At 70.0% G+C, this 26,772-nt stretch carries 22 protein-coding genes; 15 read left to right on the forward strand and 7 right to left on the reverse strand.

The annotated features are described in order from the left end of the window. Positions 1 to 89 precede the first annotated feature (89 nt). From ABZV77_RS12805 to ABZV77_RS12815, 3 genes are all read left to right on the forward strand, one after another. The gene (locus ABZV77_RS12805; protein WP_356254522.1) at positions 90 to 485 is read left to right on the forward strand and encodes a luciferase family protein; all 396 of its coding nucleotides are present in this window, start codon (positions 90 to 92) and stop codon (positions 483 to 485) included. A gap of 40 nt (positions 486 to 525) precedes the next feature. Next, positions 526 to 720, forward strand: a complete 195-nt coding sequence (locus ABZV77_RS12810) for a three-helix bundle dimerization domain-containing protein (RefSeq protein ID WP_356254525.1) — start codon at positions 526 to 528, stop codon at positions 718 to 720. A 313-nt stretch (positions 721 to 1,033) separates the two neighbouring features. After that, positions 1,034 to 2,053 carry a nitronate monooxygenase gene (locus tag ABZV77_RS12815; RefSeq protein WP_356254527.1) on the forward strand — a complete coding sequence of 340 codons (1,020 nt, stop codon included), beginning with the start codon at positions 1,034 to 1,036 and terminating at the stop codon, positions 2,051 to 2,053. 124 nt (positions 2,054 to 2,177) lie between these two features. On the opposite strand, the gene ABZV77_RS12820 is transcribed toward ABZV77_RS12815, so the two are convergent. Further along, on the reverse strand, positions 2,178 to 2,831 hold the full coding sequence (locus ABZV77_RS12820; RefSeq protein WP_356254529.1) for a hypothetical protein: 654 nt from the start codon (positions 2,829 to 2,831) through the stop codon (positions 2,178 to 2,180). 13 nt (positions 2,832 to 2,844) lie between these two features. Next, positions 2,845 to 4,359 carry an alpha/beta hydrolase gene (locus ABZV77_RS12825; RefSeq protein ID WP_356254532.1) on the reverse strand — a complete coding sequence of 505 codons (1,515 nt, stop codon included), beginning with the start codon at positions 4,357 to 4,359 and terminating at the stop codon, positions 2,845 to 2,847. A gap of 226 nt (positions 4,360 to 4,585) precedes the next feature. Here ABZV77_RS12825 and ABZV77_RS12830 point away from each other — a divergent pair, with 226 nt between their 5' ends. From ABZV77_RS12830 to ABZV77_RS12870, 9 genes are all read left to right on the forward strand, one after another. Beyond that, the gene (locus ABZV77_RS12830) at positions 4,586 to 5,785 is read left to right on the forward strand and encodes a histidine kinase (protein WP_356254535.1); all 1,200 of its coding nucleotides are present in this window, start codon (positions 4,586 to 4,588) and stop codon (positions 5,783 to 5,785) included. Beyond that, on the forward strand, positions 5,786 to 6,463 hold the full coding sequence (locus ABZV77_RS12835; protein WP_356254537.1) for a response regulator transcription factor: 678 nt from the start codon (positions 5,786 to 5,788) through the stop codon (positions 6,461 to 6,463). It begins immediately after the preceding gene. Positions 6,464 to 6,789: 326 nt separating this feature from the next. Then, positions 6,790 to 8,151, forward strand: coding sequence for an alpha/beta fold hydrolase (locus ABZV77_RS12840; RefSeq protein WP_356254540.1), 1,362 nt, complete (start codon positions 6,790 to 6,792; stop codon positions 8,149 to 8,151). A gap of 338 nt (positions 8,152 to 8,489) precedes the next feature. Beyond that, positions 8,490 to 8,798, forward strand: coding sequence for a hypothetical protein (locus ABZV77_RS12845; protein WP_356254543.1), 309 nt, complete (start codon positions 8,490 to 8,492; stop codon positions 8,796 to 8,798). 19 nt (positions 8,799 to 8,817) lie between these two features. Continuing rightward, positions 8,818 to 9,447 carry a nitroreductase gene (locus ABZV77_RS12850; protein WP_356254546.1) on the forward strand — a complete coding sequence of 210 codons (630 nt, stop codon included), beginning with the start codon at positions 8,818 to 8,820 and terminating at the stop codon, positions 9,445 to 9,447. A gap of 129 nt (positions 9,448 to 9,576) precedes the next feature. Next, positions 9,577 to 10,953, forward strand: coding sequence for an aspartate aminotransferase family protein (locus tag ABZV77_RS12855; protein WP_356254549.1), 1,377 nt, complete (start codon positions 9,577 to 9,579; stop codon positions 10,951 to 10,953). Between the two features lie 72 nt (positions 10,954 to 11,025). Beyond that, the gene (locus tag ABZV77_RS12860) at positions 11,026 to 11,670 is read left to right on the forward strand and encodes a nitroreductase family protein (RefSeq protein ID WP_356254551.1); all 645 of its coding nucleotides are present in this window, start codon (positions 11,026 to 11,028) and stop codon (positions 11,668 to 11,670) included. A gap of 16 nt (positions 11,671 to 11,686) precedes the next feature. Further along, positions 11,687 to 12,694 carry an aldo/keto reductase gene (locus ABZV77_RS12865; RefSeq protein WP_356254554.1) on the forward strand — a complete coding sequence of 336 codons (1,008 nt, stop codon included), beginning with the start codon at positions 11,687 to 11,689 and terminating at the stop codon, positions 12,692 to 12,694. Positions 12,695 to 12,726: 32 nt separating this feature from the next. Then, entirely contained in the window at positions 12,727 to 13,902 is a 1,176-nt protein-coding gene (locus ABZV77_RS12870; RefSeq protein ID WP_356254557.1) for an acyl-CoA dehydrogenase family protein, read from the forward strand. A gap of 77 nt (positions 13,903 to 13,979) precedes the next feature. On the opposite strand, the gene cs1 is transcribed toward ABZV77_RS12870, so the two are convergent. The 4 genes from cs1 to ABZV77_RS12890 all read right to left on the reverse strand — a co-directional run bounded on the left by cs1 (position 13,980) and on the right by ABZV77_RS12890 (position 19,251). Beyond that, positions 13,980 to 14,954: a clavaminate synthase Cs1 gene (cs1, locus tag ABZV77_RS12875; RefSeq protein ID WP_356254560.1), complete on the reverse strand. Its 975-nt coding sequence runs from the start codon at positions 14,952 to 14,954 to the stop codon at positions 13,980 to 13,982. Then, complete coding sequence (gene speB / locus ABZV77_RS12880; RefSeq protein WP_356254563.1) at positions 14,951 to 15,901, reverse strand: agmatinase; 951 nt, start codon at positions 15,899 to 15,901, stop codon at positions 14,951 to 14,953. Before speB ends, cs1 begins: the two co-directional genes overlap by 4 nt. A gap of 83 nt (positions 15,902 to 15,984) precedes the next feature. Further along, entirely contained in the window at positions 15,985 to 17,532 is a 1,548-nt protein-coding gene (locus ABZV77_RS12885; protein ID WP_356254566.1) for an asparagine synthase-related protein, read from the reverse strand. A gap of 3 nt (positions 17,533 to 17,535) precedes the next feature. After that, positions 17,536 to 19,251: a thiamine pyrophosphate-binding protein gene (locus ABZV77_RS12890; protein ID WP_356254569.1), complete on the reverse strand. Its 1,716-nt coding sequence runs from the start codon at positions 19,249 to 19,251 to the stop codon at positions 17,536 to 17,538. 538 nt (positions 19,252 to 19,789) lie between these two features. Here ABZV77_RS12890 and ABZV77_RS12895 point away from each other — a divergent pair. The 3 genes from ABZV77_RS12895 to ABZV77_RS12905 all read left to right on the forward strand — a co-directional run bounded on the left by ABZV77_RS12895 (position 19,790) and on the right by ABZV77_RS12905 (position 23,768). Continuing rightward, positions 19,790 to 21,844 (forward strand): BTAD domain-containing putative transcriptional regulator, encoded by a 2,055-nt coding sequence (locus tag ABZV77_RS12895; RefSeq protein WP_356254572.1) that lies wholly within the window; start codon positions 19,790 to 19,792, stop codon positions 21,842 to 21,844. Between the two features lie 163 nt (positions 21,845 to 22,007). Then, entirely contained in the window at positions 22,008 to 23,171 is a 1,164-nt protein-coding gene (gene argJ / locus ABZV77_RS12900; RefSeq protein WP_356254575.1) for a bifunctional glutamate N-acetyltransferase/amino-acid acetyltransferase ArgJ, read from the forward strand. 21 nt (positions 23,172 to 23,192) lie between these two features. Next, on the forward strand, positions 23,193 to 23,768 hold the full coding sequence (locus ABZV77_RS12905) for a flavin reductase family protein (RefSeq protein ID WP_356254578.1): 576 nt from the start codon (positions 23,193 to 23,195) through the stop codon (positions 23,766 to 23,768). Here the strand turns inward: ABZV77_RS12905 and ABZV77_RS12910 are convergent. Continuing rightward, positions 23,723 to 26,623, reverse strand: a complete 2,901-nt coding sequence (locus tag ABZV77_RS12910; RefSeq protein ID WP_356254581.1) for a BTAD domain-containing putative transcriptional regulator — start codon at positions 26,621 to 26,623, stop codon at positions 23,723 to 23,725. The two genes, ABZV77_RS12905 and ABZV77_RS12910, sit on opposite strands and share 46 nt — an antisense overlap. Positions 26,624 to 26,772 lie beyond the last annotated feature (149 nt).

The raw sequence follows: 26,772 nt of genomic DNA on the forward strand, positions 1-26,772 counted from the left end.
GGCGTGTATTCGGACACTCCTGCGCTGGGGCACGGTTACAGCCTCCCCAAGGCTTGGTAGCCGCACGGTGAGCGGGCCATGATGAAGTCATGACGTTGGCCTTGCGTGCCATGACGCGACTGGCGAGTTGGCCGGACCTCTCCGAGACCCTGCCCAGCTGCGCCACCGGCCGGGCGCTCTGCTCGGCCCGGGGTGAGATCGCCCATTTCCATTCGGACCGGGATGTTGACCTGCACCTTACGGCCGGGGCGATTCGGCGGTTGGGCGATCAGTTGAAGGTCTGTGCTGCGGTCCGGCTGGTGCCGGGCTCTTCTTGGGTGTCCATACGCCTCGAAGCCGACACGGACATCGAACTGCTCATGACCTTGGTGAGTATGGCCCTCCTGGCCCACCATGCGTGGCCGGTTCCGCTCGATGAGATGTCGGCGGGATGCAATGAGCAGCGCGGCGCGGTGTTCCCGCGCGAGAATGCATACGGAGGCTGAGGGAACTTCGTCCAGGTCGGGGGGCATTGTGGCTATCGACATGCGCGAGGAAGACGCGATCCAAGGCGTCATCGAGCGCCTCACGCAGGCCTACCGCGCATTGCGTACGTCCGAAGAGATCGAAGCTGCCGTATCAGCAGCTCACGCCGACTTCAGCGAGCGGCCCGTCCGTGATTTCGTTCCTGTGCTTGTCGAACGCAAGGCCCGGGCGCTGTTGGGCAAGTCTTCTCACTGACGATCCAAGGCCGCATCGGCCAGCGGTGTGCCCAAGTTGCTGAGAGGGGGCGCGCCCTCCGGTCAGACGTTGGTGCCTGCAGGGACGCCCCGTACTTCGAGGCCAGGCCGGGCCAGGCCGGGCAGGCTTCCCGTCCGATCGGATCCGGGGCAGGGCCTTAGCCCCGGTGTGGTCACCTGCCCTGCGGTGCCGTCTGGTTGATGTCGGAGCTGTGCAGGATGTGTCGGCCCGCACCGGCCTGACCGGCGGCAGAGCGCGGCGCGCGACAGAGTCCCCGACTCCCCAGAAGGCACCGACTCGAAAGGAAGTCGTCATGAGCGTGCTGTCCACCAGGCTCACCGACCGGTTCGAGATCCCGTACCCGTTCGTCTGCGCTGGGATGGCCTTCGCGGGCGGTACCGCGGCATTGGCAATGGCCGTCTCCCAAGCGGGCGGTATCGGTGCGGTGGGGGCCGGACTGATGACCCCTGACAGGCTGCGGCAGATCATCCACGAGATCCGCACGGGCACGCGGAACGAGCCGTTCCACATCAACCTGATCACATACTTCGACAACTCCGAGCTCGTGCGCGTCTGCGTCGAGGAGCGGGTACCGATCGTCTCCTTCCACTGGGGCCACCCACCGGCCCACCAGCTGAAGGAGCTCCGTGAGGCCGGTATTTCGGTGTGGGAGCAGGTCGGCTCCGCCGATGCGGCACGGCGCGCCGTCGACGGCGGCGTGGAGGTCGTCGTCGTCCAGGGCTGGGAGGCGGGTGGGCACAACTACGGCGGTCTGCCCACGATGGTCGGTGTGCCCGCCGTCGTGGACGCCGTGGGCGAGCACGCGCTCGTCCTCGCCGCGGGCGGCATCACCGACGGACGCCAGATCGCCGCCGCCCTGTGTCTGGGCGCCGATGGCGTGTGGGTGGGGACCCGGCTGGTCGCCTCGCGCGAGGCGCAGGTCCATCCCGAACACCACCGTCGGCTCATCGCCTCGCTGGGCGAGGACACGGTGCTCAGCGGGATCTTCGGTCCGGAGTGGCCCGACTTCAACCCGATGCGGGTGCAGCGTGACCGTGTGGTGTCCGAGTGGAACGACAGGTCGGCCGAGGTGCCGACCGACCGTGACGAACTCGAACAGGTCGGCACCACGGTCTTCCAGGGAGAGGCGACCGTGCTGCGCAAGTTCAACGTGCTGCCGCCCGTGCCCGCGACCGAGGCCGACTGGGAGGAGATGCCCTGGCTGATGGGGCAGGGCGTGGGTCTCGTCCACGACATCCGGTCCGCCGGAGACATCGTCCGAGACGTGATGGGGCAGGCCGAGCGAGTCCTGACCACCCGACGACCGCAGTGAGAGGCCGACCGGCAGGCCGCGCGACAGCCGTGACGGCCCCCCACCCGCTACCGGCCGACTGCCGGTCTCTCCGGCCTTCTGCTGGCCCGGTGCCGCGCGTCCATCTCAGGCACATGATTCCCGATCAGCCCGCTGCGCCGTCCAGCAGGTGGCTGTGGCGTAGCCGCAGTGCCCGTTCTGTGCTGGCCGCCAAGGTGGCGATGCCGATCGCGAAGTTGCCCCACATCGGCATGTCGATGGGCGAGGTGAAGGTCCCGGTGTGCTGGGCGATTCCCTCGGGCTTGGTGAGCTGTTCGGCAAGTTGTGGGATCAGCACGGCCAGGGCGGCGACGAGCACGCACAGCGAGAGGAGACTGATGGTGCGGCTCAGCGCGGGGTGTGCGCGGTCGAGGCGTGCCCGGAGCCCCTCGGCGGAGTCGGGGTCCGGGACCAGCTGGAACTCGTGGCCTTCGTCGGTGACGTAGTGGCAGCGCTTGAGGCCGAATCCGCTCATCTTCACTTCGACGGTGCCGCCCGGGACGGGGAAGACGGCAGGGAGCTTGGACACGGCGTGCAGCCTGCCGTCGAGATACAGGTGGGCCTTGACGTCGCCGGACGACTGGTTCTGCCAGTGCCTGACGTCGACGGCGTAGATCGTTCCGCGGCCGTCGTCGCCCGTCAGCCGCAGCTGGAACAGCGCGCGGAAAGGCAGTTGCCACCATCGGAAACGCTTCAACGCTCGCCCGTCCCCGGGCACGACCCGCTGCAGGGCACGACGGTGACGCCACTCCTTGATCATGCGTCCGCTCCCGTTACTTGTTCGGCTCGGCCGCGCAGGCGAGGTCCTCGGCCGGGCGCTGTCCGTTGGTCAGGAACGCTGTCACCGAGTTGTTCGCGCACGTGTTGCGGCCGAACGGGTAGACACCGTGCCCGGCCTGGTCGGCGGTCACCATCGTGGCCCGGTCGCCGAATGCCCGCCGCAGCTTCATGGCGCTGACCAGGGGGGTTCCGGGGTCGCGTTCGTTCTGCACCATCAGTACGTTCGACGGGCCGCGGTCACCGATCCGCACCGGCGGCTCGACCCGGCTGTCAGGCCAGTACGCGCAGGGCTTGATGCTTCCGGTGCTCCCGCCCAGCATCGGGTACTTCAGCCGGTCGATGGCCGCGTTGCGCTGGTAGTCCCGGACCTTGCCGGGCCAACGCGAGTCACCGCAGGTCACGTAGAAATGACTGGCCAGGAAGTTCTCCGAGATCTGCGGCGGCGGAGTCGTCAGCGGTTTGCCCTTGTCCAACGCCTGCCAATCCTTGGCCAGTCGGGGCAGGAGGCCCTCGACGTAGAGGCTCTCGAAGGTCACTCCGCGGAACACGGTCCCGTCGACGCCGCCGACCGGTTCGGCATCCAGCCGCTTCACGAGTTCGAAGAACTTGGCGGTCACGTGCTTCGGCGTCGTGCCCAGACCGTACTCGGGGTGCGCCGCCGCGTACGCCGCGAAGTCCGGGAACCGGTCCTCCATCCCGCGGCCGAGCAGGCGGAAGCTCGCCAGGTCGTAGCCGCCGGGGCCCAAGTTGCTGTCGAGCACGATCCGGTCGCTGCGCCCGGGGAACAGCGTCGTGTACACCGCGCCGAGGTAGCTGCCGTAGGAGGCACCGAGGTAGGAGGCCTTCGGCTCGCCCAGCGCCGCCCGGATCCGGTCCATGTCGCGCGCGGTGTTGGCCGTGGTGGTGTGGGGCAGCATCCATGCCGTCCGCGACGTCGCGCACTGTTCGGCGATGGCCCGCGCGTGCGGCGCCTCCTTGGCGACGTCGGCCGCGGTGCGCGCGTACGGCGGGAAGTTGCCGCGTGCCTGCTGCCGCGGTGTCAGGTCGCAGGTGACCGGCGTGCTGCGGCCGACACCACGCGGGTCGAAGCCGATCACGTCGTAGGAGTCGAGGACGTCCTTCGGCAGCCCGGCACCGGCGAGAAGGGCCGGGTAGTCGAGCCCGGAGCTGCCGGGGCCGCCCGGGTTGGTCAGCAGCACGCCACGGCGCTTCGAAGGGTCCTTGCTTGCCAGCCGGGAGACGGCGATCTCGATCTGGTGGCCTTCGGGGGCGCGGTAGTCCAGCGGGACGTCGAGGGTCGCGCACTCGAGACGGTGCGCGTCGGTGTTCGGCGCCCCTCCCTTCTGTGACCCTGCCTTCGGCGATCCCGCCTTCTTCGGACACGGGCCCCACCGCAGGGAGTCCGGCGCGGCCGTCACCGTGTCCGGAGCCGACGCCGCAGACGCTCCCGAGATCGTGGCGGCGGCGACAGCGGTGGCGGCGAGGGCGAGGGACAAGGTTTTGCGCATCTGGTGTCCTCCTGAGGGGGCGTACGAGGTCGAGAGGGCGCACGACGTCACGTTCCGTAACGGCCCGGTGGCGTGATCAAGTCTGTTCGTCCGGCGACACCGGCGCATCGCCCCTGCGGTCGGGTCGCCTTCGACCTAGGTCGAAGTGGTGCTCCGACTCAGGGTGAGGGTGGGGGTGTCCCCGCGGCCGGTGCACCGGCCGCGCGATTTCGCGACAATGATCGGCATGAACACGGACGTCGCACCACGGCCCGGAGGGTGGCAGCAGACATGGCGGTTGGTGGCGGCCGCGGCCCTGGGCATTCCCTTCTGGGTTTCCACCAGTGCGGCGTTGCCGCGGGGGTGCGCGGCCGACACGTGTTCCTGGTTGGTCACCGGTGATCCGCTGGTGGCTCTCGGCTGCCTGACGGTGCTCCTGTGGCGGCAGCGGTTCCCGCTCGCCGTCGCCATGGCGGTCGCCGTCGCCGCGGGCGTGTCGACGCTCGCCATCGGTGCCGCGCTGCTGGCTCTGTGCTCGATCTCCACTCGTCGCCGTCCGGTGGAGATCGGAGTTGTCGCGCTCGTCTACGTAGCCGCGTCACAACTCGCTCTCGTGCTCTACCCGATTAAGACCCCGCCGGGCTCGCTACCGCTCCAACTCGCACTCCCGGCGCTGAGCGCGGGCATCGCGGCGGCCATGGGCGTCGCCATCGGCGCACGGCGCGTCGAGGTGCGGTCCTTGCGGGAGCGCGCGGAGAGCGCGGAGCGGGAACAGGCCGCACGGGCGGAGCAGGCACGGGCCCTGGAACGGAACCGTATCGCCAGGGAAATGCACGACGTGCTCGCGCACCGGATCTCCCTGGTCGCCATGCAGGCGGGAGTCCTCGACCACCGAGGCGATCTCCCCACCGAGGACAACCGCATGCTGATTCGTGGCATCGCCGAAGGATCCCACCAAGCGCTGGAAGAACTACGGGACGTCCTCGGTGTGCTCCGCGCCGACCCAGGTCGGCCGGAACCGCCGCAGCCCTCCCTGGACCGCGTCCCGGAGCTGGTGGCCGACGCCCGCTCTTCCGGACTGGACGTCACGCTCACCACCACGGTGACGGGAAAGCCGTCCGACGTCATGGGACGAACCTGCTACCGGGTCATCCAGGAGGGACTGACCAACGCCGCCAAACACGCCCCAGGCACCCGCGTACACATCACCGTCGAAGGAACACCCGGCAACGAACTGTACGCAAGCATCCACAACTCCCCGGCCACCGGGCCGACGACCACCCAGCCCCCGGCCTCAGGATTCGGCCTGCTCGGCCTCGCCGAACGCATCACCCTCGCCGACGGAGAACTCAACCACCACCCCACACCCGGCGGCGGATACGTCCTCACCGCGCAACTACCCTGGCCGAACCACGACCACGACCACGACCACGAGAAGAGAAGCTGAGTGCAGAGCGAGCGGGAGCCGGTGCGTGTCGTCATCGTCGACGACGAACAGCTGGTGCGCCTTGCGCTACGTCTCGTCATCGACGGCGAACCGGACCTGACCGTCGTCGCGGAGGCGGCCGACGGGGACGCCGCGCTCACGGCGGTGGAAGAACACCGGCCGGACGTCGTGCTGATGGACATCCGGATGCCCGGCCGCGACGGTCTCGACACGACTCGGGAACTCCTCGCCAGGCCGACGCCGCCCCGGGTGCTCATGCTGACCACGTTCGACTCCGACGACCTGGTCCTCGGCGCGCTGCGCGCCGGAGCCCTCGGGTTCGTCCTGAAGGACACCCCTCCGGCCCGGATCCTCGACGCGGTGCGAACGGTCGCGGACGGGAACCCCGTGCTGTCCTCGGCCGCCACAGCACGAGTGATCGCCGCGGCCACCGGGCCGCAGTCCTCCGAGACCCGCCGTTCGTCCCGCCTGGCCGCGCGGAAACAGCTGTCCGCGCTGACTGAACGGGAACTCGACACCGCCCGGGCCATCGCGGACGGTCTCGGCAACCCGGAGATCGCCGAGCGGCTCCGCATCGGCATCGCGACCGTCAAGGCGCACACAGGCAACCTGTTCGCCAAGCTGGGCGCCGAGAACCGGGTGCAGATCGCACTCCTGGTCCGTGACGCCGAGGACTGACCGGCCGCACGGCCGTCGTCAAGCGTGTCCTCCGTGTCGCTCCGCGAGCCATCGCAGTGCCGACAAGCCGGGCAGAAAGAGGTAATCGCCGCCCCGCAGCACATTGAAGGTCTCGATGCCGTGGACGCGGCGTCCGTCCGGCATCCCCGATGCGTGCACGGCCTGCTAGACGGATGAGTGATTCCTGATGGAGGGCTGAAAGGGTATTCAAGGGGCGGCGATTGAGGTCCTAACGTAGGCGTGATTCACATGACACGGACGTTTGTCGTTTCCGCTTCGGCCTGTTTCGGACATCCGACACCCGCCATCCGGAGAAGGAGATTCCGATGAGCGCGCAGGAGAATACGGGTCAGATCAAAGCTGGCCGTCGACGATTACTCGGACTCGCGGTTGGCGGCGCCGTCGCAGCCCAACTCGGTTTCCCCCGCAAGGCGCAGGCCGCAACGGCGGAGAAGCCGACAGCCGACTCCGTGCCCGAGGCAGCGGGCTCAGCTGCCGCCTTGAAGCACATCGATGGCGTCCGCCCCTTCCACATCAAGGTCCCGCAGAACGAGATCGCCGCGCTCCGACGCCGACTGCGGGACACGCGCTGGCCTGAAAGAGAGACCGTCGACGACCGGTCCCAGGGCGTCCAGTTGGCGAAGCTCCGCCCTCTGGTCGAGTACTGGGGCGCCGACTACGACTGGCGCAAGGCCGAAGCGAAGCTCAACGGACTGCCGCAGTTCATCACCGAACTGGACGGCCTGGACATTCAGTTCGCCCACATCCGCTCCCCGCATGCCGATGCCCTGCCGCTCCTCATGACCCACGGCTGGCCCGGCTCGATCATCGAGTTGTTGAAGGTGATCGGACCGCTCACCGACCCCACGGCTCACGGCGGACGCGCCGAGGACGCCTTCCATCTCGTCCTGCCGACGCTGCCGGGATACGGCTTCTCGGCCAAGCCGACACACACCGGTTGGAACCCCGCGCGGACGGCACGGGCATTTCACGCGCTCATGCGGCGGCTCGGCTACCGGAGATACGTATCCCAGGGGGGCGACTGGGGCGCCGCCGTTTCGCACCAGCTCGCGATGCAACGGCCCCACGGCCTACTCGGCATTCACATCAACATGCCCGGAACCGTGCCACCGGCCATCATCCGGCACCTGCGCAACTTCGACCCCGCACCCGCGCGGTTGTCGGAGCGCGAGAAGGCCGCGTATGACCGGCTGCTGCACTTCTACCGCGACGGCTACGGATACGCGGCCATGATGAATCAGAGCCCGCAGACGATCGGCTACTCACTTGCCGACTCTCCGGTCGGAATGGCGGCATTCAACTACGACAAGTTCGCGGAATGGACCGACAGCGGCGGCGAGCCCGAGAAGGTCCTCACCTACGACGAGATGCTCGATGCCATCTCCCTGTACTGGCTGACCAATACAGGGGCGTCGTCGTCCCGGCTCTACTGGGAATCCGCGCACGCGGGCGGTGGTCCCTTCGACGCCGTCGACATTCCTGACGTCCCTGTGGCGGTCACGGTGTTCCCGGCCGAGATCTACCCCGCGCCTCGGAGCTGGGGCGAGCGGGCCTACGGCAACCTGATTCACTGGAACGAGGTCGACAAGGGCGGCCACTTCGCCGCCTGGGAGCAGCCGCTTCTGTTCTCACAGGAGATCCGCGCGGCCTTCAGATCACTGCGCTGAAGGACGTGCCGACGGAGCGATCGGGCCGGGGGCACGAAGCCCTGTGTGTGAACGAGTCCGGCCGGTTCAGCGACGGGAAGAACTGGACCGATTTTCTGGTCGAGTGGTCCACCGGCGATGCGCTCATGTGGGGGAACAGCGACCTGACGATTCACAAGTCGGCCGACTCCGTCCCCGCGGCAGATCAGATACGTCAACTACGCCATGGGAGGGTGCGTCGTCAGCCGGGACCGGACGTTCACCCGCGGGCTCGGATCTCTCAGCTGTCTCAGGGGACAGGTGGAGGACTACCTGGCCCAGCGCAGCTTCCTGGGTGAGGAGTTCGACGGGCCTAGTGGATGGACCACGTCGGCCGGAAGCCGACGAACTGGCGCCTGTCGGGCGAGTCCCAACCGGCGGGGGTCCGGCCCTTCTACGACGCAGGCATCCCACAGGTACCGGACCGCGACCCCGTCCCGGCGGAGGTCCGCCGGTGTGTCACCACCAGCGACCCGCGCCATCCGACCCAGGCGGTCCACAGCCTGATGGCCCGCTACTTCGTCGCCACGCTGCTGAAGAGCGGGCATGCCCTGGGCAGGCTGGACAACGACACCTGCCCCCTCGAATCACCCCTCAGCGCCCTGCCCCTCGACATCCCCACCACCTGAGCCCGGGAGGCGGATCACCGTGGACGTCTACGAAGCGGTCAGGAGCCGACGGGCGGTGCGGGGGTTCACCGGCCGCGAGGTTCCGAGAGAGACGCTGGAGCGCGTGCTGTCCGCCGCGGCCTGGGCGCCTTCCGGATCGAACCTCCAGCCTTGGCACGTCTACGTGCTGACCGGTGGACCGCTGGCCGAACTCAAGAAACGCGCCGGTGAGCGGCTGGCCGTCGGCGACCTCTGGGACAGGGCGGAGTACGAGATGTACCCGCCCGCGCTGAAGTCCCCGTACCGCGAGCGCCGGGCCGCCTTCGGCGCACAGCGCTACGGATCACTCGGCATTCCGCCGGGAGACGTGGAAGCGCGACAGAGGGCCGCCTCGGCGAACTGGGACGCTTTCGGTGCGCCCGCCGCGCTCTTCTGCTACATCGACCGCACCATGGGGCTGCCCCAATGGTCCGACGCGGGCATGTATCTGCAGACGGTCATGCTGCTGCTCCGCGCGGAGGGGCTGCACAGCCGTACGCAGATGGCCTGGGCCAAGTTCCACCGGACCGTCGCGGGATGCGGTCGGCGGACACGGCTTGCAGCCCGCTCGGTGCTTCGCTCGCGCTCCGTGCCAGCCGCTTGCAACCCCCGGCTGCAAGACTCCCCGTGATCCAGCCGCTCGACGTGGCTGCGCCCCTCCCGTGTACCTCCTGGTACCTCCCGAGGGCTTCCTTCCCCGGGCATCGCCACATGGCAGACGTCGGCGTGCCGAAGGACCATCCGCAAAGGAGCTTGCCTCATGCCCGCATCATCATCGGCGGTATCCATGTCCGGCTCGGACCGGACGGCACAGTGGGTCCGGTCCGACCGGGACCGGCTCATTCATCCCAATCTCCCGAGCACATGCACGGACCGCATCGTCATGGTCGAGGGCCGCGGCTGCTACGTACGGGACAGTTCGGGCAGGCGGTATCTGGACGCCGCGGCGGTGCTCGGCATGATGCAGGTGGGGCACGGGCGGAGCGAGATCGTGGAGGCCGCCGCCACCCAGATGGGCACCCTGGAGTGCTTCCACCTCTGGGAGTCCATGAGCAACGACAAGGCGATCGAGCTGGCCGTGCGGCTGACCGACCTCGCCCCCGACGGTCTGGACCGCGTGTTCTTCACCAGCGGCGGAGCGGAGGGCAACGAGATCGCCCTGCGCATGGCGCGGTACTTCCATTACCGCAGGGGGGAGTCCGAGCGGACCTGGATCCTCTCGCGGAAGACGGCGTACCACGGCATCGCCTACGGCGCCGGAAGCGTCTCGGGGCTGCCCGTCTACCACGAGGGCTTCGGCCCCCAACTGCCCCACGTACACCACCTCACCGCGCCCGACCCCTACCGGACCGACGCGTTCGCCGGCGAGGACGTCACCGAGTTCTGCCTGCGCGAACTGCGGGAGACCATCGAACAAATAGGGCCCGACCGGATCGCGGCGATGATCGGCGAGCCCGTGATGAGCGTCGGCGGCGCGGTCGTCCCGCCGCCCGACTACTGGCCCCGGGTCGCCGAACTGCTGCGTTCCCACGGCATCCTGCTGATCTTCGACGAGGTGGTCACGGCGTACGGACGGACCGGGCACTGGTTCGCCGCCGAACACTTCGGAGTGCGACCGGACGTGCTGGTCACGGCCAAGGGCATCACTTCCGGCTACGTACCGCACGGCGCGGTGCTCGTCACCGACGAGGTGGCGGCCGCGGTGACCGGCCCGGCCGGTTTCCCGATCGGGTTCACGTACACCGGGCACCCCACCGCCTGCGCGGTCGCACTCGCCAATCTGGACCTGATCGAGCGGGAGAAGCTGCTCGACAACGCGACGGCGACCGGGAGCTACCTGGCCGACAGGCTGGCCCCGCTCTCCGACCTGCCTGTCGTCGGCGACGTCCGTCAGCTCGGTCTGATGCTGGGCATCGAGCTCGTCGCGGACAAGACGGAACGAACCCAACTGCCCACCGGCACGGCCCCGGTGGCCCAGGCGCTGCGGGAGGACGTCGGCATCATCCTGCGCGGCAACCCGAGGTCCCTCCTGATCAACCCGCCCTTGGTGATGGACCGTGCCGCCGCCGACGAACTGGCCGAAGGACTGCACGCGGTCCTGTCCCGCGTCGAGCCGGACGGCCGGATCCGCCCCTAGTCCCGAGCTGAGCCCCCCAGGCCAGTCACCGTTGCCCCCCGCCCTTTCGCCCACAGACCGGAGGAACACCTCATGCCTCTCATGGATCTCACCCCGGACGAACTCCTCACGACCACCCGCTCCGTACGCAAACGGCTCGACCTGACCCGGCCCGTCCCGCTGGAACTCGTCGAGGAATGCGTCCGCGTCGCCCTGCAGGCGCCGACCGGCAGCAACCGGCAGAGCTGGCACTGGATGGTCGTGACGGACCCCACGCAGCGCGCCGAGATCGGCCGCTACTACCAGCGTGCGGTCAAGGAGTACCTGCGTTCCGAGGGAAGCTGCGGGTCGCTGTTCCCCGAGGATCCGGCACGCCACGCGGTGCAGCAGCGCGTAGGGGACAGCGTCGCGTACCTGGGCGACCACCTGGCCGAGGTGCCCGTGCACGTCATCCCCTGCCTCGATGTGAACGAGGCTCCCGAGTACAACGAGGCGGGCAAGTGGGGATCGATCATCCAGGCCGCCTGGAGCTACATGCTCGCCGCCCGGGCGCGCCGACTCGGGACCGCATGGACCACCTTGCACCTGATGTACGAGAAGGAGATCGCGGAACTGCTTGGCCTGCCCGACGGCGTCGTCCAGGCGGCACTGATCCCGACGGCGTTCTCCGTCGGTACGCGGTTCAGGCCCGCCGCGCGCCAACCGCTCGAGCAGGTGCTCCACATCGACTCCTGGTAGGCGGAGGAGAAGACTCATGAGAGAGGACGACGGCTCGCCTCTGCCGACGCGCAGACTCGGCGAACTGGCAGTGCCTGCGCAGGGGTTGGGCTGCCTGAGCATGAGTTCCTTCTACGCACGGGCCGACCCCGCCGAAGCCCTGGCCACCGTGCATCGCGCGATCGACCGGGGCGTCACCCTGCTGGACACGGCGGACGTCCAAGGGCTCGGTGAAGGTGAGCGATTTCTGGGGAGGGCCGTCGCAGGCCGACGGGACCGCGTGCTGATCTCCACGAAGGTGGGCCTGGAGCGCGACCGAGACGGAGAGTTCCTGGGAGTGCGGGGCGACCGCGCCTACATACGGGAACGCTGCCACGGTTCGCTGCGCCGCCTCGGCGTCGACCACCTCGACCTCTACGTCAAGCACTGGGCGGCTCCGGGGGAGCGGATAGAGGAGGCGGTCGGCGCCCTGGCGGAACTCGTGGCCGAGGGCAAGGTGCGCCATGTGTGCCTGTCCGAGGTCTCCGCCGACACCCTGCGCCGCGCCCACGCCGTGCACCCCATCACCGCCGTTCAGAGCGAGTGGTCGCTGTGGACCCGGGGCGTCGAGGCCGAAGTGGTGCCTGCCTGCCGGGAGTTGGGTATTGGGATCATCGCGTCCTGCCCGCTGGGGCGCGGTCTGCTGACCGGGCGGATCACCTCGGCCGCGGACCTCGGCCCGGCGGCGGACTTCCGGCACTCCCTGCCGCGTTTCAGCGCCCCGAACCTCGCGCGCAATCAAGCGATCGTGGCGGCGTTGCGGCCCGCGGCCGCGCGTCACGGCCTGACCGTCGCCCAGCTCGCCCTGGCGTGGCTGCACCACCAAGGCGACGACGTCGTCCCCATCCCGGGCACCTGCCGTCGCGACCACCTTACGGAGAACCTCGGCGCGGCCTTCGTCGAGCTGGCCGCCGAGGAGCGGCAAGCCATCGCGGACGCGGTGCCTCCTGCGGCCGTCCACGGCGAGCGGTACCCGCCCTTCCTGATGCGGCTCGTGGACAACTGAGCCGCCCCGGCACTAGCAGAGGACGAGAGAGCGTGAAATTCCTGCAACTCGACTACGACGTCTGCGAAAAGCTCCTGCCCGGCCTGGCGGGCCGTCTGTCGGATGTTCCGTTCGAGCAGTTGGAGTCCCCGGAGAGTCCCGCCATCGCGCTGTTCAAGGACTACGGGGGCACCAATCTCCTGATCCCCCGTGATCGGGGCGGCATCGGCGCCTCCGCGCTCGAAGCCGTCCGGGTGATACGCGCACTGGCGTCGCTCGCGCCATCCCTCGCGGTGGCCACGGCGATGCACCACTTCTCGGTCGGCATGCTCTTCTCCGTCGGCCCGTACTACGAGAACAACACCGGCTACGAGAACAACACCGGCCACGAGAGCAGTACCGGCATCCGTACGTCCGTGCTCGACACCGTCGCGAAGAATCGGTCACTCATCGCGTCCGGCTACGCGGAGGGGCGCTCCGGACGCGGCATCCTCACCCCGACGGTAGAGGCCCGTGAGACGGCCGGGGGCTATCTCGTCAGCGGCTCCAAGAAGCCCTGCAGCCTCTCGCGTTCGATGGACCTCCTCACCGCGAGCGTCGCGCTGCGCGGGGACGACGGTGGCGCCGAGATGGGGCTCCTGGTGCTCCCCGCGGATACTCCCGGCATCTCCGTACACGACTTCTGGTCGACGTTCCCGCTGGTCGGAGCGGAGAGCCACGAAGTCCGCCTCACCGACGTGTTCGCAGGGGCAGAGCACATCCTCCGCGCCCCGGCGAACGCCGCCGAGAAGCTGGACGAGCTGAACGAAGCCGGTGTGATCTGGTTCCAGATGATCGTGGCCGCCTCGTACACGGGGGTGGCCAGCGCGCTGGTCGATCTCGTTCTGCGCAAGGAGCGCGGGTCAGCCGACGAACGCGCCCGCCTGTGTCTGCTCATCGACTCGGCGGCGTCCCTCGTGGAGGGGGTCGCCCGCCGGATCATGGACGACGATCTCGGCAACGACTGCGCCGCGGCTTCCTTGTTCACCCGCTTCTCCGTACAGGACATCCTCACCAGGGCCGTCGGCCAGGCGGTGGAGATGCTGGGAGGCATGGCCTTCATCACCTCCCCGAAGATCGCCTACCTGGCCTCCGCCGCGCAGGCCGTCGTCTTTCATCCCCCGTCGCGGCTGAGCATGAGCGAAGCGGTCGTCGACTACTTCGTGGGGAAGCCACTGTTCTTCGCCTAGCGACCGACAGCCACCGACCATCACCAACAGGGGAAGGGGGCCGCCTGGGTAGGCGGCCCCCACACCCATGCACCCGATCAGCGACGCGGCACGAAGTCCACCACATCACCGGCCCGTTCCCCGCCGGACAGCTGGCCGCCCCGGTCGGTGCGGATGTAGGCGCGGTGCAGCCACCGGTCCTTGCCGTCCCAGCGCGGCGCGAAGGGCGTGCGGGCGTGGGTCGTACGGAAGTTGTCCACGATCAGTAGGTCGCCGGGGACCAGATACACGGCTTCGCGTACCTCGTCGAGGGCCTTCGAGAGGGCGGAGACGGCCTCGACGTCGGCGGCGTCCCGGGGCGCGAGCAACTCGCGGTCGTAGCCGAGGAACGGGTCCCGCGCGTCGCCGTACAGGGGCTTGACGTCGGCTATCGCGCCCGGGTCCTCGACGCCGCCACGGAAGGCGACGTCCACGCGACACGGCAGGGGCCTGTCGAAGAGGCGGATGCGGGTGTCGTCCGAGAGCAGTGGGAGCGCCTTGCGGACCGAGCCGACGAGGGTCGCCGCCTTGCGCTCGTGATCCGCCCGGGAGCAGGCGAGCAGCACGTAGTTCGGCTGGCGCACGTGGTAGGCCATCTCCGTGTGGAACTCCAGCAGGGTCTCGGAGGTCTCGGAGGAGAGGTAGTGCGCGCCGGGTGACGGATAGACGTCGTGGAACACGGTGGCGGAGCGCAGTTCGCGGTAGCCGGTGTGCAGGCCGAGGCGGCGGCCGACGACGGCGAGCATGGCCTCCTGGTTGAGCAAGGGCCGGGCCACGGGCGCGGGTGTGCTGTCGGGAGTGCGGGGCAGGGCGTCGTCGTCCTCCACCGGCAGGCCGCGCAACAGCAGGTGTCCGTCCTGGTTGCCGTCGGCGTTGAAGTCGTCGAGCGCCGCCGCCAGGGGCGCCGGGAGCGCGTCGGCGGCCGTGCGCGCCGCGTCCAGGAATCCATGGAGGTCGGAACGGGGAATCCGCGGCAGCCGTCCGGCCAGCGCCAGCAGGTCCGCGGAGTGCGCGGAGCAGTCGAGCACGGTCATGAGGAAGTCCTTTCTCGGGAGTGGGCGCGGGCGTACTGGTACAGCAGCTCTGCGCCGATTTCGGTGGCCAGGACGGAGGTGATGCCGCCGTGGTCGTACAGCGGCGAGACCTCCATGACGTCGAAGCCCACGGGCCGCAGATCGCCGATGCCGCGCAGCAGGGCGAGCACCTCGCGCGAGGTGGGGCCGCCAGGGGCGGGCGTGCCGGTGCCCGGCGCGAACGCCGGGTCCACGACGTCGACGTCCACCGACACGTACACGGGCCCGTCACCGACGCGGGCGTGCACCAGGCGCTGAGTGCTCTCGGTGCCGAGTCGGCAGAACTCGTCGGAGGTGACGATCCGTACGCCGTGGCCGCGGGCGTAGTCGAGTGAGTCGGGTCGCGGGTTGTGGCCGCGGATGCCGATCTGCACCATGCGCTCCGGGTCGACGAGCTTCTCTTCGATGGCGTGCCGGAAGGGCGTGCCGTGGTGGTACTCGCCGCCGTAGAAGGCGGGGTTGGTGTCGGAGTGCGCGTCCAGGTGCAGGACGGCGACAGGACCGTGCCTGGACGCGACGGCGCGCAGCGCGGCCAGGGTCAGCGAGTGGTCGCCGCCGATCATGAGGAACGCCGCGTTGTCGGCGAGGAGGCCGCTCAGCCGCTCCTCGGCCGTGGCCATGGCGATGTGCATGTTGAACGGGGTCAGGTCGATGTCCCCCGCGTCGACGCAGTCGATCAGATCGAAGGTGCCGGGTCCGCGGTCGATGCCCACGCCGTGGATGAGCCCGGACTCGTTGCGTACGGCGCGTGGCCCGAAGCGTGCCCCGGGCCGGTAGCTGGTGCCGCCGTCGTAGGGGGCGCCGATGACCACCACGTCCTTGCCGCGTGGTGTGGGGTCGTGCGGCAGGCGCATGAAGGTGGGGATCTGTGCGTAGCGCGGCGAGACGGTGGTGTCGATGCGTTCCACGGTGCGGTCTCTCCCTTTCTGCACGGACCGTCGCCCAGCGGTGGGGCGGTGCGTTCGTGCGGTTGATGCGGTCGTGGGTGGGGTCATCGCAGGGCCGGACGGGCCTGGTGCGTCAGCCGTCCGGCGACCAGCTCGACGGCCGCATGGACCGCTACCTCGTCCGGATGCCGTCCGTAGACGACGACTTGGTCGAAGATCTCCTCGACGACCAGGCGCTTGGCCTGGTGCACACGGCTCCGGGGGACATCGGCGTCGGCCAGGAGCCGGGAGAACGACGACGTGGTGCCCGACCCCTCGTGCACGCCGAGCTTGGGGCGGACGACGACCTCGTGCGGCAGGGCATCGTCCAGGGCGGCGCGCAGCACCCACTTGTCGCGTCCGTGGCGTCGCTTGAGCCCGGCCTCCAGCGACACCAGGACGTCGAGGACATCGCGGTCCCAGTAGGGGTGTGTCGACCAGTGGCCCGCCACCGTGGAGAGCGTCGGCGTCATTTCGTTGAGGCCGTCGAAGGTGGCCATGTCGTGGCAGACGGCCGTGTCCAGCTGCGGCAGCCGGTTCTCCCGGTGCATGCCGCCGAGGGGGATGTCTGCGCCGTAGCCGGTGAGGATGCGTCGGCCGGTGTAGCCGTCGCCTTCCTCACCGCCCAGCCGCAGGTACAACGCGATCAGCGGCAGCAGGTACTCGATGACGTCCGGGTCGAGGCATTCGGCCGCCCAGACCGCGTGCGGCAGTCCGCGCAGCAGGTCGGCCGTCGGCACGGTGATCTCCCGGTGTACGGAGCCGACGTGCCGGGCGACGACGCGTGCCTGCCGGAACTCGTCGGCTTCGTCGGTGCCCATCGAGACCGTGTCGATCGGCCCGGCCGACCGGTCGGCGGCCAGCGCCGCGACCGCGGAGGAGTCGATGCCGCCCGAGAGCACCACCAGCGGTGTGCCCGGATCGATGCGCGTCCGCACCGCACGCTCCAGCGTGTGGCGGACGGTGTCGACCGCCTCGTCCTCCGGCAGGATCCGGCGGGCCAGCGGTGGCGCCCACGTGCGGTGGGGGATGCACGTCCCGGTGGACACCTCGATGTCGAGGACCGAACCGGCCGGGACCTGGTGGGTGCCGGGCAGTCGGCGCACCGGCCGCCCCTCGGGGACGGGCCGTCCCCGAGGGGCGGCCCGCAATGCCTTCGCCTCCGTCGCCGCCAGCACCCGGCCAGGAGCGACGGAGACGTACAGCGGCACCGATCCGGCGTGATCCGTGGCGAGCACGGCCCGTCCGGGGTCCGCGAGCAGCGCGGCGAACCGGCCGTTGAGGAGCCGGAAGGCATGGATGCCGTAGACGTCGAAGAGGGCGGCGACGAGCGCGGCGTCGCTGCCCGGCAGCACGCGGCCGGGCAGCAACCCGATCAGCTCGCCCTGGTTGTACAGCTCCCCGGCGAAGACCAGCGTCCTGCCCCGGTCGCGTGCGTATGCCTCGTCCGGGGCCCCGGAGTGCACCAGGGCGGTGTGCAGACACCGGTCGGCCGTCCGCTCGTGCCACCGCGCCAGGGAGCCGTGGGCCGCGAAGACCGGTTCGAGCGGCCGGGCGCCGTCCTGGCGGACCTCGGCCAGGAAACCGATGGCGGCAGGCAGGTTCGCCTCCATGGCTCAGATGGTCAGGGCGGCGAAACCGCCCGTCTGGAAGTCGTAGCTCACCGGGACCTCGATCAGGAACGGCCGTCCCAGACCGGCGCCCTTGCGCAGCGCGGCGAGCAGTTCCTCGCGGCTGGTGGCCCTGGTGGCCTCCACCCCGTTGGCGCGGGCCAGCGCGGTGAAATCGACGCCGGTGAACTTCACCGCCGGGTCGTGGGAACGGTGGTGGCCGATGTTCTGGTACAGCTCGATCAGGCCGTTGGCGTCGTTGTTGACGACGACGGTGACGATGGGCAGGTTGAGCCGGGCGATGGTCTCCAGGTCGGCGCTGTTGGAGTGGAAGCCGCCGTCACCCGCGATGAGGAACGTCGGCTGTCCCGGCCGGGCGAGCTGGGCGCCGATCGCCGCCGGGATGCCGTAGCCGAAGCTGGAGCAGCCGGCGGAGGTCAGGAAGCCGAAGGGCTGGTCGGCACGGGCGAAGAGCACGCCGTAGTGGCGGAAGAATCCGATGTCGGAAACGATGGTGCCCTCGCCCGCCTCGGCGGTCTCCGCCATCACGGTGTTCATGGAGTCCATCACCTGGTGCACGCGCAGGCCGTCGTCGTAGCGACGGGGGTCGGCCAGGAACTCCGCGATCCGCTCCCGCAGCGGTGAGATGTCGTGCGGGGTCTTCGCGGCGAGACCCGCGGTGTGCCGGTCCAGTTGCTCCACGAAGGCCCGTACATCGGTGACGACGTCGAGGTCCGGGCGGTAGACGCGCGGCACCGGGTTGGCCGTGGGCGACACCCTGACCGTGGTCTTGTCCGAGCCGCGCTGCCACATCGAGGGGCGCAGGTCCTCGGCGTAGTCGTAGCCCAGCGTGAGGATGAGGTCCGCGGGGCCGAACAGGGCATCCAGGGCGGGGAAGGACAGGATGCCGTCCATGTAGCCGGTGACCGCGCCGTAGTTCAGCTCGTGACCGTGCGGCAGCACGCCCTTGGCGATGTACGTGGTGATGACCGGGATCCGCAGCCGCTCGGCGACAGCGCGCAGCGCGGGCACGGCCCCGGAGCGGATCGCGGCGGCGCCGACGACCAGCACGGGATGCCGCGCCGACCCGACCAGCTCGGCCGCCTCCAGCGCGGCCTGCTGCCAGCCGTCCTCGACCGCGCCGACCGGCTTGGCCGGGATCCTGGCCGGGGGCCGCGGCCGCGAGGTGTCGACCTCGCTGCCGAGCAGGTCGACGGGCAGGGAGATGAAGCTGGGCCCGACCGGTTCGGTCATCGCCGCGCTCATCGCCGAGTCCACCAAGTCGCCTATGTCGTCGGGTCGTTCGAGCTCCACCGCGTACTTGGTCATCGGGCGCATGACCGACACCGAGTCGAGGCACTGGTGCGTGTCGTTGGGGAAGATGTCGTGCGACTCCGACTGGGCGGCGAGCGCGACGACCGGCGACCGGTCGAGGGCGGAAGTGGCGACCCCCGTGGCCAGGTTGGTCATGCCGGGGCCGAGCGTGGCCCAGCACGCCTGCGGTCGGCCGCTGATGCGGGCCAGGACGTCGGCCGCGACACCGGCGGTGAACTCGTGCCGGGTCAGCACGAATTCGATGCCGTCCGCCTCGTCGAAGAGGATGGACGCGGCCTCGCGGCCGACCACCCCGAACACGGTGCGCACGCCGTGGTCGTGCAGGCGTCGCAACAGGGCGTGGGCGGTGGTCGGATGGGTGCTGGGGCCGGTGGAGACTCGGGACATGGCAGTTCCTCTGCGTCAGAACGGATGATGGCGGCGCCTGGAGTGCTTCCGGCATGCGGACTGTGCGGGGCCGAGGAGGTTCTTCGGCGGCCAATGGCCACTGTGCCGACCGTGCCTTGCAGGGGAGTGGGTGCTCCTCTTGCACGGTCCCTGTGGACGGCTGAGGCGTTGCCGGTACGCGTTGCGGTGGCGCCGCCCGCGTCCGTCCGGCGGCCTTGCGGGCATCAGTCGGGCGCCGACGGACCTGTTCCGGGCACGGATACGTGCGTACGTGTCGGCTCGACGGCCGGACAGGGGGCACCAGGGCCACCGGCACGGGCAACTGGAGCACCAGATTCAGGCAAGGGCAGGCACAAGACACCCCGATCCGGGCAAGGAGGGTGCCACTCCACCGGGTGAAGGTGGGTGCACCCCAGGTCAGCCGCGCGCCACGCAGAGAGGACTGGATGACGCAGTGAATCCGATGAGCCATGAGTCCCGAGCCGGTGTTCGTGAAAGGACCGGACCGCCGTCGATCGGCGCGCTGGGTGCCCTGTCCGTGAGCGTCGACAGCCGGCCTCTGGAGCTGGGACCACCACGCCAGCGAGCGGTCCTCGCCCTGCTGCTGATCGGCGCGGGCAGTGTGGTGTCGGTCGATTCGATCATCACGCAGATCTGGGGAGACACACCACCGGCGACCGCCAACGCGACCTTGCAGTCGTACGTCTCCCGCCTGCGCAAGCTCCTCGCCGACTGTGTGCTCCCCGACGGGGGCAGCCCCCAACTGCTCTACCAGCAACCGGGGTACGCGTTGGTCATCGACCCCGAGCACGTGGATGCCCATCGTTTCGAGAGGGCCGTGCAGGTCGGCGGCCGACTGGCGCAGACGGGCAGCGTCGAGGAGGCGCACGCCGTGCTGAGTTCGGCCCTCGGCACCTGGGTCGGTACGCCGTACGAGGAGCTGAGCGCGTACGACTTCGCCGTGCAGGAGGCCGGGCGGCTCGAACAACTGAGGCTGAGCGCGGTGGAGTCGTGGGCGCAGTGCGCGCTCCGGCTGGGACGCGAGGAGGACGTGCTGCATCCGCTGGCCGTGGAGGCGAAGCGCCATCCCTTGCGCGAGCGGCTCATCGGGCTGTACATGCACGCCCAGTACCGGCTCGGCCGACAGGCCGACGCCCTGTGGACGTACGAGGACACGCGTCGTGCCCTCGCCGACGAGATCGGTGCGGACCCGGGCAAGGCGCTGGCGGCGCTGCACGCGGCGATCCTGCGGCAGGACTGCTCTCTGGACCGTGCGCCCGAGGTGCCCGTGCCGGACGCGCGGGCCGATGCCCCGGGCGATCCCGCACCACGCGTCGCGGGCCCCCACCCGGGGACCGCGGCCGAATCCGGCCGCATCACCATCCCCCAGCCCCGGCCGCACACCGGTCAGTGGGGAGACACGGCGGTACGGCAGCGGAGTGAGGAAGCCGCGCAACCGGTGTTCGTCGGGCGTGACGACGAGCTGCGGGCCCTGCTGGACTGCGCCGCGGGCGCGTTCCACACGTCCGGCCGGGTGGCGTTCGTCGTCGGTGAGGCCGGTATCGGCAAGACACGGCTGGTGTCCGAACTCACCCGGACGATCACGGACGGCGTGCATGCCGTCTGGACTTCCTGCTCGGAGAGCGAGGACAAGCCGGACTACTGGCCGTGGACGATGCTGCTCCGTCGGCTGAGCGTGCTCTGGCCCGAACGGGTACGCCGATTACCCGACTGGGTCCGGCACAGCCTCGCGCGGCTCCTTCCCGAAATGTGCTCGGACATCTGCGATCCGGCGGACCACGAGCCCAGCGCGCGGCCGGTGACGGCCCCGATGTCCAAGGGCGACCGATTCACGCTGCATGACGCGGTGTGCCAGGCGCTGCTGCGTACCGTCCGGGAGCCGACGGTCCTGGTCGTGGAGGACGTGGACCGGGCCGACGCGCCGTCATTGGCCCTGCTGAGGCTGTTCGTGGAGCAGCTGCGCAGTGTCCCGGTCCTCCTGGTGGTCACCACACGCACGTTCCAACTGGCGCACGACGCCGAGCTGCGGCGGGCCTCGGCCGTGATCCTCCAGTCCTTGGACGCGCGGCGGATCCTGCTCAACCCGCTGGACGTCTCGGCCACCGAGTCGCTCGCGAAGCGGACGCTGGGCGACAGCCCGGAGCCGCACCTGTTGGAAATGCTGCACCGTCGAACCGCCGGGAATCCCTATTTCCTCGCCTACTTGCTGCATGCGCGGATGCAGGAGCTCGGCGGGGATCCGGACGCCGGAATCCCTCATGAGCTGGCCGGTGTCGTGCTGCAACGCCTGTCGGGGCTGCCGCCCGGAGTGCGCCGTGTCCTCGAACTCTGCGCGGTCATGGCGGACGGGTGCGAGCAACGTGCGCTGGAGGAGGCGCTGCGGCACGAGGGAATCTCCACGGACTCGGTTCTCATGGCCCTGCACGGAGGTCTGCTGGAGCCCGACCCGTCCGGTGCCGAGCGGCTGCGCTTCGTTCATCCGCTGGTGCGCGAGGCGGTCCGCCATGACCTGGCGAACCCGCGTCCTGCGCTGTCGGCCGCCGACGACGTGACGGCGCCGTCCGTCGGCTAGCCGCTGGGAGCGGCGCGACGCAGGGCTACGCCAGGTCGAGCCGTCCCTCGTTCAAGGGGGTTCCAGCGGATGGCGCAGTGGGTGACAACCAGGGTGTGTCACGGTGGCCGGGCAGGCGCCGGGCTGGCCGGTACCAGCGATTCGAGAAGGGAACTCCGGTCCGATGTACGCCTCTTCTCCTCAAGGTTTCCTCGTTCACCACGGCCGAGCAGGCATCAAGGACACACGCCCGGACTTCGCCGTGATCGCCTCCGAGGTACCCGCGGCCGTGAGCGCGGTGTTCACCCGCTCCCGCTTCGCAGGGCCGAGCGTCCAGATCAGCCGGGAAGCGGCCGCGGACCGGATCGCACGGGGCGTCGTCGTCCTGTCGGGCAACGCCAATGTGGCCACCGGGGCGGAGGGCCGCCAGGACGCGGAGGAAATCCGCCGTCAGGTGGCCGAGGCGATCGGGACCGACCCGAACGACGTGCTGATCGCCTCGACAGGACTGATCGGCCACCGCTACCCCATGCCGCTCCTGCGCCGCCACGTCGCCTCGCTGCTCTGGCCGTTCCCCGGTGCCGACTTCGAAGCGGCGGCGACCGCCATCATGACGACCGACACCCACCCCAAGGTCCGCCGTGCCCGCTGCGGTGACGCGACGCTGGTCGGCATCGCCAAGGGAGTGGGCATGATGGAGCCCGACATGGCGACGCTGCTGACGTTCTTCTGCACCGACGCCGAGGTGGGGCCTGTCGTACTCGATGACATCTTCCGCCGCGTCATGGACCGGACGTTCAACGCACTGAGCATCGACACCGACACGTCCACGAGCGATACGGCGGCCGTGTTCGCCAATGGCCTCGCGGGCCCCGTGGATCTGATGGAGTTCGAAAGGACTCTGGGAGCCGTCGCGCTGGACCTGGTCAAGGACATCGCCCGCGACGGTGAGGGTGCCACCAAGCTCATCGAGGTACGGGTCACCGGGGCCAGGGACGTCGCACAGGCCAAGCGCGTCGCCAAGGCCGTGGTCAATTCCCCGCTGGTGAAGACCGCCGTGCACGGAGCGGATCCGAACTGGGGGCGGGTCGCCATGGCGGTGGGGAAGTGCCAGGACGACCTCGACATCGTCCCGGAGCGCGTGACGATCGGCTTCGGGGGCCAGGAGGTGTACCCGGGAAGCCCGGGCCCCGAAGAACTGGCGCGGGTCGCGGAGCACCTCAAGCAGGCAGAGGTCGGGCTCCGCGTCGATCTCGGTGTCCACCCGCACTCCACCGCCGAGTTCACGGCCTACGGCTGCGACCTCACCGAGGGATATGTGCGCCTCAACGCCGACTACTCGACCTGACAGCACTGGACCGGTGACGTCATGACGCACGCCTCCGACTCCGTAGGCTCCCTGCACACGGAACACGCGCCGGATCTCCGTACCGTACTGGGGCGTTGTCCCACAGGAGTCGCCCTGGTGACCGCACCCGCTGGGCGTTCAGGGGCGGACCCGGTCGGGATGGTCGTCGGCACCTTCACCTCGGTGTCCCTGGACCCGCCCCTGGTGGGCTTCCTGCCCGCACGCACATCGACGACCTGGCCCCTGATCCGGGCCGCGGGCCGATTCTGTGCCAATGTGCTGAGTGCCGGGCAGCGGGACGTGTGCGAGGCGTTCGCCGCGAAGTCGCCCCGCCGCTGGGAGATCCCCTACGGCTGGTCGCCCTCGGGCTGCCCCCTCCTGACAGGCTCCGTGGCCTGGGTCGACTGCACCCTGCACGGGCAGTGCGATGCGGGTGACCACTGGTTCGTCACAGGCTCGGTTCAGGCGATGGGCATGGGGGTTCAGGGTCCGCCGCTGGTCTTTCTGGGCGGCCGCTACGGAACGTACGCGCCGCGAACCGTTGGCCCTTCTCAGGGCGGATCCGTCGCTGCGTCGTGCAACTTCTTCAGCAGATGATCGGTGTCGGGGTGGCCAAGACCGGCGAGGATCGCCGCGGCCTGCCCCCAACTCGACTGTGCAGCGGTGTGATTGCCCTGCTCGTGCAGGGTGTCGCCGATGTGGCCGAGGGTGTCTGCCTCAAGGGTGCGGTCGCCGATCTCCCGGAAGAGGACGAGGGCCTGGCGATAGCAGGCCAGGGCATGGGTGTGCTGCCCGAGATGGTGATGGGCATATCCGAGGCTGTCCCAGGCGGCGGCCTCGCCGTTGATGTCCCCGGTCTTCTGGTGCAGGGCGACGGCTGAGGTGCACTGCGCCAGGGCCTCGTGGTGCTCGCCGCGCAGGATGTGGGTCCAGCCGATCTCGTTGAGTACGTCGGCCTGCCTGCCGACGTTGTCCGTCGCGCGGTAGTGGGTGAGGGCTTGGGCGTAGTGCTCCAGGGCTTCCTGGTGGCAGGCGCGGCTGTTGGCCAGGAAGGCGAGGCTCCGTAGCGTCCGGGCCTGGCCGTCGCGGTGGCCGAGGGCGGTGAACCGGTCAAGGGCGTGGCCGAGGTGTGACGCGGCCTCGGGGTCCGCGCTGATGCGGTGCAGGGCGAAGCCCAGCGTGCGATGGAGGTGGGCTTGCCCGAGCCGGTCGTCGCGGCGCTCGGCCGCGACCAGGGCCACACGCTGCACGGTGATCTGTTCCTCCCTGAGGCCTCGCCGGTCCAGGAAGAGCTCCAGAGCCAGCGCCAACTGCCAGGCATGGGTGGGGTATCCGAGGGTTGCGGCGCGTTCGACCAGCGACAGCAGTCCCGGAAGTTCGACGGTGAGCCATGCGGCGGCGGACTCCCGTCCGGTGAGGGGCTCGGGTGCGCTGCCTGTATGGCACGAGGGCGGCGTCTCGCGTTCGACGCGATGCGGGAAGAGCAGGTCCACGGCGGCCTGAGTGGTACGCAGGACATGGTCGAGGAGTCGCCCGAGTGCCTCCCGGCGCCCTTGCTCGCTCTCCTGTGCGTGGAGGAGTTCGTCCGCGTAGGCGCGCAGCAGATCGTGGCTGCGGTAGCGGCCCGGCGCATGCTCGATCAGGAGGTGGGAGCGGGTGAGCGCGGTCAGGGCTGTGCGGGCCTCGCCCGGTCTCAGGGCGGCCAGGTTCGCCGCGGCGGAACGGGAGACGTCGGGGCCGGGATGGAGTGCCAGGAGGCGGAACAGCCGGGTGGCCACGGGGGTGAGTGCCCGGTGGGACCAGGAGAACACGGCGCGGACGTCGGCCTCGTCGCCGGAGAAGGCGTCCAGACTGCCGTAGCCCTCGCGCAGTTCGGCGGCGATCGACGCCAGCGGGAGGCCGGGGCTCGTCGTGGCGCGCGCTGCCACGATGGCGAGGGCCAGGGGTAATCGGCCGCACAGGGAGATGACGGCGTCGACGGCGGCCGGTTCGGCGGCGATCCGCTGTGCGCCGATCCGCTGGGACAGGACCTGGCGCGCTTCCCCGTCACCGAGCGGACCCAGGGCGAGGGAGCGGGCGCCGTCGGCGGCGATCAGGCCCTGCAGTCGGCTGCGGCTGGTGACGATGACGAAGGAGCCGGGCGCGCCGGGCAGCAGAGGACGTACCTGCGCGGAGTCGCGGGCGTTGTCGAGCAGAACCAGTACACGCCGATCGGCCAACAAGCTTCGATAGAGCGCGGATTGGGCGTCGGGCCCCGCGGGCATGTCGCGCGGATGCACGCCGAGGCCGTGGAGGAAGGCACGTAAGGCATCACCAGGATCTACGGCGGCTCCAGCGGGATCGAAGCCCCTCAGGTCCGCGTAGAGCTGACCGTCCGGGAAGCGGTGGGCGACGCGGTGGGCCCAGTGCACGGCCAGGGACGTCTTGCCGACACCTGCCATCCCCTCGATCGTGGTGATCGCCGTCGCCGGGGGAGTGGTAACGGGAGAACCGGACTGGGGCAACAGGTCCATGGCGAGCGTGAGTTCGGAGCGTCGACCGGCAAACACCGGCAGATCGGCTGGGAGTTGCGCGGGACGGGCCGCGGGGGTGCGTGTTCCGGACGGTGGTGCTGCGGGTCGCGGGCCGCGGAGGGCGGCTGGCGCGTCGCCGCTGCCCGGACCCGGGGGCGTACGAGATCGTCGTACGCCGGAGGGGTCCTGGTCGAGCACGCGCCGATGCGCCTCCGTCAGCTCGCGCCCGGGAGCGATGCCCAACTCCTCGGCCAGCCGGTCCCGCACGGCACGGTACGTCGCGAGAGCCTCGGCCTGGCGCCCGGCAGCGGCGAGAACGAGCACCAGGCGTGCTTGGAGCGGCTCGTCCAGAGGGTGAGTGGCGGCGGCCCGGCGCAGCGCGGCAAGGACGCGATCCGGCACACCGGCCGCCAGGGCGTCGGTGGCGGCGTCGCGTACGGCGCTGACGCACTCCTCGTCCACGGCGGTGAACACCGGGTGCCCCCGGACGTCCGCAGGGACGCCGTCGGCGATCGGCCCGCACCACAGCTCCAGCGCTTCGGCGTACAGGCCGGTCGCGGCTTCCGGCGAGCCTTCGCTCGCCACTTGCCTGGCCCGAGCCGTCAAGTGGCGGAACACCAGCAGGTCCAGGCCGTCGGCCTGGGCGTCGAGGCGATAGCCTCCGGAGCAGCGCACGACCGCCCCGCCTTTACGGCCTCCGGCCTGCGGCGGCTCCGGGATCAACAGGCGCCGCAGCGAGCCCACATGATGGCGCACGACGTTCGTCGCGCTCTTGGGCGGACCCTGCGGCCACAGTACGTCGATCATCTCACTCAGACTCACCGGTGAGCCCGCCCGTACCAACAAGAGCGCCAGCAGCGCCCGTTGTTTGGGAGGCCCCAGAGCGAGCTCCATGTCGCCCCGCCATGCCCTTACCGGTCCGAGCACCGTGAACCGCATAGTCAGAGACTAGTCGGACCTGCGGTGACCGCCCGGTCACAGCGGCGGCCGAGACCGCCACGAAGCTGTTTTCGACACCTTTTCGACACGCCACCTCATCTACGCTCGCGCTGATGCGGCGGCCGGAATGCCATGTGTGCCCAGCAGCC

The sequence above is a fragment of the Streptomyces sp. NPDC004732 genome, from assembly GCF_040609235.1.
Classification (GTDB): Bacteria; Actinomycetota; Actinomycetes; order Streptomycetales; family Streptomycetaceae; genus Streptomyces.